Raw genomic sequence first — 13,231 nt, forward strand, 5'->3', positions numbered from 1 at the left:
AGTTAGGAGGAATTTTTTCAATTATTGTCCAGTTATGCGATTCTCGGGTTGTATAATAAGCGTTTCGCCATAGCTGAGCGTACGGATTCGTTCTTCAGAAATACCCTGTTTAAGCCGGGCACTTTCCATCCGATCCAGCGCTTCCCGGGCCGTATCATCAGCAAGTCTATAGGTGCCGTAATGCATCGGAATCATGGTCTCCGCTCCAACATCTACAAATGCTTGTATAGCCTCTTCAGGGGTTACATGCTGCGAGGTCATGAACCACTCCGGTTCATAAGCTCCAATCGGCATGAGTGCAACATGAAGCTTATAGCGGCTCCCAATCTCCTTAAAACCCGGAAAATAACCGCTATCTCCTGCGAAATACAGGTTAGGGGGCAGCTTGTCGCTATCCGATTCGATCGGCTGCAGAATGTATCCTCCCCAATGAGAAGTATTCGTGTCCCAAGGCGTTCTCCGCGTCCAGTGCTGAGTCGGCACGAAGGTAAGCTTAATTTTACCCAGCGTATTTTCCTGCCACCATTCCATTTCTATGCAGTTGCGAAATCCTTTGCGGAGCATCTTTCGTTTCAAGCCTATAGGAACAACAAGGGTTGTCCCTGCTCTATATAATTTACGGATAGAAGCCATATGCAAGTGGTCATAATGAGAGTGCGAGATCAGAATCAGGTCAATGGGAGGCACTTCGCTGAGCGGAATCCCGGGTTGCCCCAATCTTTTCTCAAAGCCTAGTCTTCTCGCCCAGATTGGATCAGTAATGATATTCATCCCTTCATATTGAAGGAAAAACGTTGAATGCCCAATCCACGTAATGGTGGTCTCCAGGCGATTCTCCGCCAGATAAGCTAACCTCGGCGGCGTACTTGGCACTACATATGAATAATCTTTTTTCTTCCGTCGACGTTCCTCCCGCCACTTACGAAACTCTTTAAGTGTTTTATCGGTACTCACATTGTCGAGGTTATTGTAGCGAAATTTAGCCATAGAGCACCTCATCTTTAGAAGTTTGCCGAGCATGCTTTACTTTAGCGAATATAATACAACTATATTGAACGGCAGAGTATTTTGCAAAATATACAAGTTACTTGGTAATGGTGCGCCCTTTTTCCGCAAAATATCTAAGTACCCTTTTGTGTTTCAGGCCAGAAATGAGATAATATGTGTATAAAGTATGGCGGTGCATATACCGTTCAAGGGGGAGCTACGTATGAAGATTACTTTTATTGAACCGACTCCAAGTCCAAATACGATGAAGCTTCATTTGGACGAAAGTCTGGAACCTGGAATTCGCAGAACCTATACACCAGAAAGTGAACGTTCCGCACCGGCCTGGGCACGCGAAATGTTAACGATACCGGGCGTTATTAGCATCTATCACGCTGCTGACTTTGCAGCGCTCGAACGCAAGGGCAATGCGGATTGGGCAGCGATTCTAAGAGAAGTCCAGAACCGCTTCGGCAACAGCGAAGGCTTAAATGACGATTGGAATGCCGATGAGAACGCTGGCGCTCATTTCGGCGAAGCTCAAGTCTTCGTCCAGATGTTCCGCGGAATTCCGCTGCAGATCCGCGTTAAGACCGGCGCGAATGAAGAGCGCATCTCCTTAGCAAACCGCTTCACGAAGGCGGTTATGGATGTGGCTAGCGCCGTGATGATTAAAGAGCGTAAGCTCACTGATTACGGCGTGCGTTATGGCGAGCCCGCGGAGATTGCACGCGAGGTGGAGCAAGAGGTCGAAGCGGCGTATCCGCAGGAACGCCTCGACTCTCTCGTGCAGCAAGCCATTGCGCACGGCGCCGAAGGTGAGTTCGTCGAGCAGAGACGAACCCGCAGTCAGGATGAGCTGCTGCGAGACCTGAAGCATGAGGATTGGCGCGTGCGTTACGCCGCGCTGGAGGATCTTACGCCGACGGCGGAGCTCCTGCCGGAGCTTAAGGCGGCGCTGCACGATCCCAAGCTGCATATTCGCAGGCTTGCGGTCGTGTATCTAGGCGACCTTCGCACGCCTGAAGCGATGGAGCTGCTCTATGAGGCGATGGCAGACAGCGCGCCAGCCGTGAGACGTACGGCAGGCGATACGCTGTCCGACATCGGCGATCCTGCCGCCACGCCAGTGATGACGGCAGCACTGACAGATAAGAGCAAGCTTGTCCGCTGGCGCGCAGCTCGTTTCCTCTATGAGGTGGGCACATCCGATGCCCAAGAAGCGCTGTCAGTTGCGGCGGAAGATCCGGAATTCGAGGTTGGACTTCAGGCCAAAATGGCTTTGGAACGTATCGCTTCCGGTGAAGCAGCGGCGGGTACCGTTTGGCAGCAAATGTCAGAGCGTCGTCGCAGCTAACATTCCCTACCGGATTTTGTCATTGCTTGACTTGCGAACTTGCTTTATACTAATTCCTGTTGTTTATAAATGAATGAAGTAAAGATAGCCTCGTCATACTAAGATGAGGTAGAGGTCGCGGATATAAAGAGTACGCGCGTGGAGACGTTAGAGCCGTCTATGAATCGCGTCGAAAGGAATATCTGCCGAAGTCTGCACTGTCGCTCTTACAGCGGTGCAGGCTGGGGCCGTTGCCGAAAGGCACGGAACTGTCACATTGTATAACCTGCATAGCAGCAGGTCATAATGTGTTGCGCTATCTTCACAGGGAGTATGATGCGGAGCTGTATAGATGGAAACCGCAGATATAGTCTGCGGTTTCTTTGCGTTTACAGAATTTGTATATTTAGTGTTTGTCCATAACCTTATGGAGATCACCAAATACACTCTCCCGCTCTGCGGGAGGAAGCAGCTCAGCACTCCCCGTTCATGAATTGAAAGATTAGATCATAAGGAGTGTCAAATCATGCAGGGCAAGCAGCAAAATCTAGCACAAGGCAACGTAAGTAACCCGCCTGAGCTAAAAAAATCATTTAAAGCAAGGCATTTGACCATGATTGCGCTTGGAGGATCTATTGGTACTGGACTCTTCCTGGCCAGTGGTGGCGCTATCGCTTCAGCCGGACCCGGTGGAGCACTTCTAGCCTATACGGCTGTTGGTGTTATGGTTTATTTCCTCATGACCAGTCTGGGAGAGCTCGCTACCTATTTGCCGGATTCGGGCTCATTCAGCACTTACGGCACGCGTTTCGTCAGCCCCGCTTTTGGGTTCGCCATCGGCTGGAACTTCTGGTATAACTGGGCGGTTACGATTGCAGCAGAATTGTCTGCCGCCACCGTCATTATTAAATATTGGTTCCCGGACAGTCCCTCCTTTCTCTGGAGTCTCGTGTTCCTGCTGCTGATGTTCGGTCTTAATTTCCTATCTGCTCGTGGATACGGAGAATCAGAATATTGGTTTGCCATTATCAAAATTATTACTGTTATCGCCTTCCTTATTGTCGGAGTTTTGATGATTTTCGGAATCATGGGCGGAAAAGCCGTAGGCTTCAGCAATTTCCAGATCGGGGGCAGCTCGTTCCACGGTGGCTTCTTCGCTTTCGTCGGTGTCTTTATGGCTGCGGGATTCTCCTTCCAAGGCACCGAGCTAATCGGTGTTGCAGCAGGTGAGAGTGAGAACCCTCGCCGTAACGTACCTATTGCTATTCGCCAAGTCTTCTGGCGTATATTAATCTTTTATATCCTCGCTATACTAGTAATCGGAATGCTGATTCCTTACACGAATCCAGATCTGCTGCGCGGTGGTATTGATGATATCGGAGTCAGTCCGTTTACGATCGTATTTAATAAAGCAGGACTTGCTATTGCCGCATCCGTCATGAATGCTGTCATTCTCAGCTCCGTATTGTCAGCCGGGAACTCGGGAATGTACGCCTCCACCCGCGTCCTGTACGCTATGGCTAAGGATGGAATGGCTCCACGTGCTCTAGGCAAGCTTAATCGCCGCGGTGTTCCTGTTGGCGCTTTGCTCGTGACCACAGCCGTTGGTATGTTAGCCTTTTTAGCATCATTCTTTGGTGATGGTGCTGTATACAACTGGTTGCTTAATGCTTCCGGTATGTGTGGATTTATTAACTGGCTCGGCATCGCTGTCTGCCATTATCGTTTCAGACGCGCCTTTATAGCTCAAGGTCATTCCCTTGATGAGCTGCCTTACCGGGCTAGATGGTTCCCGTTTGGGCCTATATTTGCCTTAGTACTTTGTACGGTAGCCATCCTTGGCCAGAATATGGGTGCCTTCTCAGGTGGAAACATCGACTGGTACGGTATTGCCGTTTCCTATATCAGCCTGCCATTATTCGTCTTGATTTGGGCCGGCTATCGCTTCTTCCGCAAGAGTAATATTATTCCTTTGGAAAAATGCGATCTTAGTACTCACCCAGAATAAATAGACTCCGCAAAAAAGGGATATCCAGAAGCCTGAAAGGCTGCGGGATATCCCTTTTTATATAAATCAATCTAGTATATTCAACTCCTGATTTTACTTAGCCCTTTGCCTATTCCCAAGTCACATACACTTTTAGATCACCCGTATTATCAAAAGAAGTGCTAGAATAAGACACTTCCTCTAGTCCAAGTTTATATAACTCCTGTAGATCATTCTTCAGCTGGGTTCCACTACCGTCATAGCGGAATAATAAAGATCCCTCTCCTGAAGCGACAGCCTTATTCGCCAGCTGAATTAAATCTGCTGCTGAACGTACAATCCGTTCCTCGGCATACAGCTCATAATTAAGGTCCTTCTGAAGCTGCTTATACACCCCGGCGCTCTGTCCTCCACGCTCTACAAGTGCTGACAAGGTCTTATAATAGGCAACCGAGGCTGCCGGATAAGACTTCGTCCAGCTATGGTCCTGACGCATTTGTGCATCCGTCTTCAAGTAATACGCGGTGCTTACCACGCCGGCTTTATCAGGTGTCGGGTCATCCCAAGTTGTGTCGAGATGATACCATCTCCCTTCGAGCAGCACTAGATTCCAAGCATGAGACTGGCTGCGTCCTCCCGGCTGTTTTGCAGTGCCCTCGACGATTTTATTACTGAATCCCGCTTCCTTGAGCAGCTTATAGGTCAACAGCGAATACCCTTGGCAAACGGCACTGCCACTCTTCAGGCCTTCATAAGCCGTATATTTACGATAAGAGGTATCATACTTCAGACGCAGCACCACCCAGTCGTGGATAGCCTTAACCTTCTGATGATTATTCATGCCCGGTGTAATGATCTTCTTGAGCGTTGCCTTTACTTCTTTGTTCACAAAAGCGGTCTGCTCCAGCGTTTCCAAGTATTTCACTTCTACCGTAACCTTTACAGAACTTTTGCTCCCTCGATAAGTGTATCCGTAGCTATCTATGATGTAATACAAATAGGGATCGCTATTCATCGCTTGATCTAGACCCGTTTGTATCTGTGTTTTTAAATTCGAGGTTTTCCCCTCATAAGTAAAAGTGATAGTCTCTCTACGATTATTCATCGCACCGGTTAGCTTCTGGGCAATTTCACTCACAGAACGAACGGTCGGTGAAGTCGTGGCCGCATAAGCATGCCCCCAGGTCCAATACAATGTCGGGGGAATGGCTGCGCAAATAATCACTCCTCCAAGAATGACTTTTGCCAACGTGAAGCGTTTTTTCCACATAATTATTCTGATCCTCCGGCTCCTACAGACTTATTCAAAACCCTCCATTTAATAGATAATGAAGACTTGGGCAAAAAAAGACTGTTCTCTGTAGAATAATTCTACTCTGAGAACAGCCTCTAAGCCAGATCAATATGAATTATTTCTTTAGGGGTGTAATGATATAGGTCTCTCCTATTACTGTTTCAAATTCCAGCCCCGCTCCTTCAATCTGTGTACCATCCGGTTTTTGAATGAGCAAAGGCTGGTGTTGAACAATTCTGCAGGATCGGCCATGAGTCGAGGTAACCTCTGCCCTAGTTAAACAGCCCCCGCTCCATTCTATAGTCATGACAAAGCCACCACGTGCCACCAACCCTTTCACGCTGCCTTCAGACCATTCCTCTGGAAGAGCAGGTAATAGTTCCAGACCCTCCTGATGACTCTGCAAAAGCATTTCTGCTATTCCGGCTGTAGTGCCGAAGTTTCCATCAATCTGAAACGGAGGATGATTTCCGAACAGGTTCGGCAAACTGGAATCTTGCAAAATGCGACGTAGACAGCTAACCGCACTCTCGCCATCCTTCAGACGCGCATAAAGATTAAGCAACCATGCTGCGCTCCAGCCTGTATGGCCACCTCCGTGTTCTATGCGTTTCTTCAGTGTTAAGGCTGCCGCCTCCGCTAGCTCTGGTGTGGAGGAAGGGCTAATTACGTTCCCAGGGTACAGGTCATACAAATGAGAAACATGACGATGCCCAGGCTCTTGTTCAGCAAAATCCTCATTCCATTCGCGGACAGTTCCGTCCGGTGCGATCCCTTGGTGGGCAAGCTGTTTCTGTTTCTGCATAAGCTCCTGACGCAGCTCTACATCGGTATTTAAAATATCAGCAGCCTGAATGCAGTGCTTGAACAACTCAGCGATAAGCGATAAATCCATAGCTGAGCCAGCCGAGACACTGCATGGTGTGCCGTCAGCAGTCAGAAATACATTCTCTGGCGAGGTAGACAGACCTGTGGTCCATCTTCCATCAGGCAGCTCTACTAGCCAATCCAGACAAAACAATGCGGCTCCCTTTAATATGGGATAAGCTGTGCGCAAATAGTCCTCATCTGGACGAAAAGCGTAACGCTCCCATAGATGGCGAGAGAGCCATACCCCGCCCATCGGCCAAAAAGCCCACATCGCCTTACCGTCTGATGGAGAAGTCATCCGCCACAAATCGGTATTATGGTGTACTGTCCAGCCACGTGCGGCATAATGAATACTCGCTGTACGGCTGCCAGCCACGCTAAGCTCCGTGATAAAATCTATTAAAGGTTCATGGCATTCACCCAATCCGCATAACTCGGCTGGCCAATAATTCATTTCGGTGTTTATATTTGTCGTATAATTGCTGTTCCATGGTGGCTGAATATAGGGATTCCAAATGCCCTGCAGATTCAGAGCTTGCGTCCCCGGCCGTGAGCCAGCAATCATCAGGTAGCGGCCATACTGGAACAGCAACGCTTCCAGTTCAGGATCTGCCTGTCCTTCGCGGTATTGTACCAGGCGCTCATCAGTCGGAAGCTCTCCTCGGGAAGCAGCAGATGCAAGCGTCAACTCCACACGGTGGAACAAGGATTGATGATCCTCTAAGTGGCGCTGCTTAAGCTCTGCGTATGCTTTAGAGGCTGAAGCTAACTGCACTAGGCACAACTCCGCTGGCAGCTTGCCACCGCTTCCCGGCATCCGGTCATACCCGGCATAATCGGTTGCCGCAGCCAGACGAAGGGTAATGGAGTGCGCGCCAGAAATCAACAGCGAGCCGTTCTCCGCTACACAAGTCCCACCTTCCGTCTGGATCTCCATAACCGCAGCAAAACTTATGCCAAGCCCCTCTTCATATAATACTGCACGCGGGTGATCCCCTACGTAGTTATCAGCCACATGCGACGGGGCACGGCCAGTCATAATCAGCATGCCATCCGGAGTAATCTCCGAGTTGAAAGGATGTGGTGATGCCAGATCCGCCCAGAAATCTGGCAGAGTAGCTTGGCCCTCCCCCCCCTCAGCACGGATATGAAGAGCTATAATTTCATCCGGTCTGCTGGCCAATACTTCACGTACGATCCTTACACCACCGGCAGTATAGGATACCGTAGCCAACGCCTGATCCAGATCAAGCTCTCTCCGGTAATCCTCTACAGGACCTGCAAAATTAAACTTCAATCGCAAATCTCCAAGCGGTTGATAGGATTCCGTCCGGCTGCCTAACATTTTGGCGTCCACCAGTGCTTCTGCTTCCTTGTATTTCCCCTCTGCAACTAGCTGTTTAGCTGGAGCCAAATGCCGCAGTGCCTCATAGTTGGCTTTATCCCGCGGGAAACCTGACCATAGAGTGTCTTCATTTAATTGAATCCGTTCTTCTTCGATTCCACCAAAGACCATGCCGCCCAGCCTCCCGTTACCTACGGGCAGCGCCTCTTCCCATACAGCCGCCGGCTGCTTGTACCATAACTCATGCCGTCCGGAGTTCTTGCTCTCTCCCATGTATATTCCTCCTGTCCTGTTATTACCGGTGAAAAGCAATCAGCGGGAGGCCCGGACTTTCGTTCGGACTTCCCGCCATCTTCATGCTTTTATTGGATTAGACGAAAATTAATAATTAATCATTCCAAAGTTTCACGCGTTGTTTAACCAGCTCTTCACGCAAATCTTCAGCTTTCGTTACACCAGCTTTATCAAGCTCAGCCATGTAAGCATCCCAAACTTTATCGAAATCAGCTGGTTTAGACAAGATTGCTTCTGGGATCCGTTTCCAACTGATATCCTTCAGCTTGTTGTCAAGAACGACAATTTCGCTATCCCCAGGAATCGTGATGTTCCATGCTGCGCCCCAAGGTTTAACTTTGAACTCATCTTCACTTGGGAAAAGGTCTTTCCAAGTTGTTGCTTTGTAAGCAGCAAGTGTTTCTTTTTCAACCGCATTGTAACCTACGGTTACTTGCTCAGGGAAACGAGTTGTGTAGTAGTTACCAGATGGATCCAATACACCGTCGCCATAGTGAGCGCTCAGCAATGCATAGTTTGATCCGACATTACCCAAACCAGTTTCTTTTTGGAAGTTGGTAGTGTCATTATATTTACGGTCGTTCACATCTTCAGGAATGACACGTTTGCCATCAACAACATTGTAGTGTTTGCCTTCAATACCCCAGTTAACCAATACTTGACCTTCGTCGGAAGCCAGGTAGTCCAGGAATTTAATCGCACGAACTGGATCTTTAGCATCTACGCTGATCCCAATTCCGTTACCACCCATGAAGCCTGTAGGCCAGAAGGAGGTTTCTTTGTACTCCTCAGACAAGGTTACAGGATAGTGTCCATAGCCTTGATCCAGCTTGCCTTCAGCTTTCAATGCTCTTTCTCCATCGCCATAACCCCAGTCTTGGTCAATCAAACCAATAACGCGGCCGGTAGCGATTTTAGCTTTGTACTGATCATACTTTTGAACGAAACTTTCTGGATCAAGCAATCCGATATCGTTCATGTGGTTGAGCCAGCGGAAATATTCTTTTTCAGCCGGACGACGGAAGTGATAAGTTACTTCTTGGGTGTCGATATCAATCGCATATTCACCATCGTCAGGAGAACCAGTAGTAATAAATGCTGGGTTAGTTACTGTAATGTACATGTACCAATCATCTGCATTCAGAGTCAGGCCGATGTTTTTGTTACCATTTTCATCCGTAGGATGTTTTTCCAGGTAAGCCTTGATTACGTTCTCATAATCTTGAACAGTTTTGATTGCAGGATATCCAGCTTCTTTAACAGCACGGTGCTGTAGTTCAAATCCGCCACCAGCATCAAAATATTTGTTGTCCACACCTGCATAAGTAGGGATGGCATAAATCGCATGATCATCGTCACTGTAACGTGAACGTTTCATGCCTTCTTCGCCCAATACTTTTTTGATATTCGGAGCATATTTTTCAATCAGGTCTGTTAGATCAAGCATTGCGCCTGCATCCACCAGCTTACTGACATCAGTCTTAGCACTGATCAAATCCGGATATTCGCCGCTCGCTGCGATCAAGGCTACTTTTTGTTGAGGATCACCAACTGCATATTCAGCATTTAGGGTTACTCCCGTTTTTTCCGTAATCACTTTACCAACTTCATCTTGCATACCTGTCCAGTTCGGGTTAGGGTCTGCACTGAAGAAGGTCATCGTGAGCGGGGAAATATCCTCAGCCGCATTGGTCGCATTTCCAGCATTAGTTGCGTTGCCGCCTGTATTTCCAGCTGCAGCATTACCATTGTTGCCATTGTTACCGCCGCAGCCTGCAAGCACACCGAGCAGCATAATAGAAGTGAGCGTTAATGCCGTAGCTTTGGCTTTTATCTTTCTATTACTTCCCATTAAATAAACCCTCCTTAAAATTGTTTATCTATCGTATCACAGGTGAAGACCTGTTAATACTTTACCCAGCTTGCCAAAAGAAAACGGATACACAATAGGTTTTAAGCATAGGGGAGACTAAGCTCCCCCGTTAAACTGTGATTAGCTCTTCACAGCACCAAGTGTCATACCTTTAACAAAATACTTCTGAATGAACGGATAAACCAACAGGATCGGTACGGTTACGACAATCGTAATCGCCATTTTGAGCGACTCCGGCGAGACCTGATTGGAAGCCAGCGAAGCAATGTTGGAGCGGTAGTCGCCTCCGTTACCACTGGTTGTGGTCTGTAGAACCTTCATCAATTCATATTGCAATGTGGTCAAGTTAGGGCTTGAACCATTGTACAGATAAGTATCAAACCATGCATTCCATTGACCTACTGCTAGGAATAGCGCGATCGTTGCTAGCGCTGGCTTCATCAATGGCAGAATAACGCGGAAGTAGATAGTAAAGTCATTGGCTCCATCCAGCTTCGCCGATTCCTGCAGCGCATACGGCAGGCCGTCGATGAAGGAGCGGATAACGAAGACGTTAAAGGCACTAACCAGTCCAGGCAATACATAGACTGCAAAGCTGTTCATCATATGCAGATCCTTGATCAGCATATAGATTGGAATCATTCCTCCTGAGATATACATGGTCATTGCCAAGAATGTGGAGACAAACTTGCGACCTGCAAAGTCAGGGCGGCTGATCGTAAACGCCAGCATCGAGGCACTGATCAGTCCGAACAAAGTACCGATAATTGTCCGCAAAGCGGATATTTTAAACCCGGTGATTAATCCGGAGAAAGTGAAGATCTTTAGGTAATTGTCCCAGGTAAAATCCCGGGGATAGATGGTCACTCCACCGCGCACACTGTCCACTGAATCATTCAGTGAGATGGCAAGCACGTTCAAAAACGGATAAATCGTGATTACAACCACGAACAGTACTACAAAATATACAAAGAAATCAAAGATCCGGTCTGACCATGACTTTCCGGTGATAGCTGAATTTCCCACTGTAACGCTCTCCTTTCATGAAAAGGGCAATTTACTGCCACGATTGGGTAGAAGGGCCTTCTGTGCTACAGAAGGCTCTCTTTTGTTGTACGTTTGAAGATTCCATTAATCGTAAACAGTAGAATTACACTGATCACTGAGTTGAATATATTGATCGCAGTACCGTAGGAATATCTCGCCATGCCCAGTCCGTATTTCAGTGAATACAAGTCTAGCACTTGAGAATAGTCGGTAACGAGGTTGTTTCCGAGCAAGAATTGCTTCTCAAAGCCGATATTGAGCAAATTACCCACCGACATAATGAGTAGTACAGTAATTGTTGGGCGAATACCCGGAAGTGTAATATGCCATACCTGACGCAACCTGCTGGCACCGTCTACCCGGGCCGCTTCGTACAATTCAGGCCCAATACCTGCGATAGCTGCAAGGTAGATGATGGCGTTCCATCCGGTCTCTTTCCAGACATCCGATAAGGTAACGATTCCCCAGAAGAGATGGCCCTGGGCCATAAACTGGATAGGTGCGTCTATGAATCCTATTCCTAACAAGATATCGTTTACAAGACCATTTTCACCAGATAACATTTTAGTTACAATCCCCGCTGCAACCACCCATGATACAAAGTGGGGCAAATACGAGACTGTTTGAGCAAATCTTTTAAAGAAGCCAAGACGCACTTCATTGAGCAATATTGCAAACGTTATTGGAAAGATAAATCCTGCGACTAAGCCCATTCCACTCATCGCCAGCGTATTACGCAGCGCCAGAAGGAATTGCGAGTCACTGAACAGTGTCTTAAAGTGTTCAAAACCTACCCATTCTTGTTCAAAAAAGCCACGTGCGGGCTTGTACTTTTGAAAAGCCATCGTCCAGCCCCATAACGGGAGATAACTGAAGACGAATGCCCAGATCACAAAAGGTATCGACATCATCCATAAGTACTTTTGATTCTTAAAGCTTCTCCAAAACCGTCCTCCTGAAGCAGGCTTTTTGTTGCGTGTTCGGGTATCCGGCGGGATTTGAGAAGTTACTGTGTCCGCTTTCATAAAGCCCCTCCTCTCTATGTCTATATTCTAAATCTCTGTAAGCGATTGCAGTACCCTATAAATTCGACCTAAAATCAGGTGAAAATTAGAGATTTAGAGCCTAAATAAAGCGGATACATCGTTGAAAACACTGAAAACAAACATGAATTTACTGAAAATAAAATTAAGTGAAATTATTTGATTTCATAAATCAATACGATACTTAATCCCCTGTCTATTTCACACAATTAATACTTCATCCCATAATTAAAAAACGCCCCGAGCTAACGTTCTATAAGTGAACGTGGCCGGAAGCGAAGGCGCGGACTGAAATGACCTTATTTAAGCAAATTGCACATCTTATTGGGTTAGGCGGACTATAAAGACCTTATTCACTTAAAAAACCACCTTTTGGAGAACATTTGCAGCTAATAACGTACATGGAGTCCGATAAATCGAAATTGGACTCGAAATAGCCCAAATAACGACTCTGGAGTCCGTCATACCCGCGAATGAAAACTATAATATGCTCTCAGATGAGGCGTAACAAGTATACCCGTAACCCCTGCCCTGCTCCTCAACGAAAACCTCCGTATGGTTCAATTAAAATTAATTACTTTAATATCATCTTATCTAGAAAATATCACCTGATACATCAGTACTTCAACTATTTCAGATACATATTCCTTATACGCACATGCCGAGTCGACATTATCTGTTGTACCTGCAATTTCTTTTCCTAAAGGAGGGTAATAGGAGAGCAATGAAAAACAAAAACATCAAGACATTATTATTGATTATCGCCGCAGTATTATTGACACTAAATTTATTTCAATTCAATAACAACGTAAGCCATAACAGATTAATGAATAGGCTGGACCTGAATCTGACATCAGAACTCGACGGTCTAAGAGTGGAATTAGAACGATCCTCAACACCAAGCATTCTTGCTGTAGAGCAAGCGAGTAAAGTTGCCGCCCTTTCGACGTATTCAACATTAGGGTTCGATTATGGATATACCTTGGAAACCAGAATACATGACAAATATGTACAAAATGAACCTTTTAAAGAGATGGATCAAATTCAAGCGTTACTTCTGGCCCTTCTAAAGGACCCTGCAAATCTAGAATTGCAGCAACGATTAGATTTATTATTAGTGAAGTAACTTTAATGTAAGAAAAAAAATCCACAGCT

The 13,231-nt window shown here is 46.9% G+C and carries 9 protein-coding genes and 1 riboswitch; of the genes, 3 read left to right on the top strand and 6 right to left on the bottom strand.

Annotated features, from left to right (window positions below):
- Positions 1 to 21 precede the first annotated feature (21 nt).
- Positions 22 to 987 carry an MBL fold metallo-hydrolase gene (locus MHI25_RS27110; RefSeq protein WP_076277150.1) on the bottom strand — a complete coding sequence of 322 codons (966 nt, stop codon included), beginning with the start codon at positions 985 to 987 and terminating at the stop codon, positions 22 to 24.
- 223 nt (positions 988 to 1,210) lie between these two features.
- Here MHI25_RS27110 and MHI25_RS27115 point away from each other — a divergent pair, with 223 nt between their 5' ends.
- Entirely contained in the window at positions 1,211 to 2,344 is a 1,134-nt protein-coding gene (locus MHI25_RS27115; RefSeq protein WP_340394631.1) for a virulence factor, read from the top strand.
- A 101-nt stretch (positions 2,345 to 2,445) separates the two neighbouring features.
- A riboswitch (Lysine riboswitch) is annotated at positions 2,446 to 2,650 on the top strand.
- A gap of 199 nt (positions 2,651 to 2,849) precedes the next feature.
- Positions 2,850 to 4,331, top strand: a complete 1,482-nt coding sequence (locus MHI25_RS27120; RefSeq protein WP_076219968.1) for an amino acid permease — start codon at positions 2,850 to 2,852, stop codon at positions 4,329 to 4,331.
- Between the two features lie 109 nt (positions 4,332 to 4,440).
- On the opposite strand, the gene MHI25_RS27125 is transcribed toward MHI25_RS27120, so the two are convergent.
- The 5 genes from MHI25_RS27125 to MHI25_RS27145 form a co-directional block, all read right to left on the bottom strand.
- Complete coding sequence (locus MHI25_RS27125; protein ID WP_076185435.1) at positions 4,441 to 5,580, bottom strand: transglutaminase domain-containing protein; 1,140 nt, start codon at positions 5,578 to 5,580, stop codon at positions 4,441 to 4,443.
- 139 nt (positions 5,581 to 5,719) lie between these two features.
- The gene (locus MHI25_RS27130) at positions 5,720 to 8,092 is read right to left on the bottom strand and encodes a glycoside hydrolase family 95 protein (RefSeq protein WP_340394632.1); all 2,373 of its coding nucleotides are present in this window, start codon (positions 8,090 to 8,092) and stop codon (positions 5,720 to 5,722) included.
- A gap of 115 nt (positions 8,093 to 8,207) precedes the next feature.
- Positions 8,208 to 9,965, bottom strand: a complete 1,758-nt coding sequence (locus MHI25_RS27135; protein WP_080742630.1) for an ABC transporter substrate-binding protein — start codon at positions 9,963 to 9,965, stop codon at positions 8,208 to 8,210.
- Positions 9,966 to 10,106: 141 nt separating this feature from the next.
- The gene (locus MHI25_RS27140; protein ID WP_076128700.1) at positions 10,107 to 11,012 is read right to left on the bottom strand and encodes a carbohydrate ABC transporter permease; all 906 of its coding nucleotides are present in this window, start codon (positions 11,010 to 11,012) and stop codon (positions 10,107 to 10,109) included.
- 65 nt (positions 11,013 to 11,077) lie between these two features.
- A complete protein-coding gene (locus tag MHI25_RS27145) occupies positions 11,078 to 12,058 on the bottom strand; it encodes an ABC transporter permease subunit (protein WP_076100584.1) in 981 nt (326 codons plus the stop codon).
- A gap of 742 nt (positions 12,059 to 12,800) precedes the next feature.
- On the opposite strand from MHI25_RS27145, the gene MHI25_RS27150 reads away from it, so the two are divergent.
- Positions 12,801 to 13,202 (top strand): hypothetical protein, encoded by a 402-nt coding sequence (locus MHI25_RS27150; RefSeq protein ID WP_248549626.1) that lies wholly within the window; start codon positions 12,801 to 12,803, stop codon positions 13,200 to 13,202.
- Positions 13,203 to 13,231: the final 29 nt, after the last annotated feature.

It is taken from the genome of Paenibacillus sp. FSL E2-0177, assembly GCF_037992975.1.
GTDB classification, from domain to species: Bacteria; Bacillota; Bacilli; order Paenibacillales; family Paenibacillaceae; genus Paenibacillus_AQ; species Paenibacillus_AQ odorifer.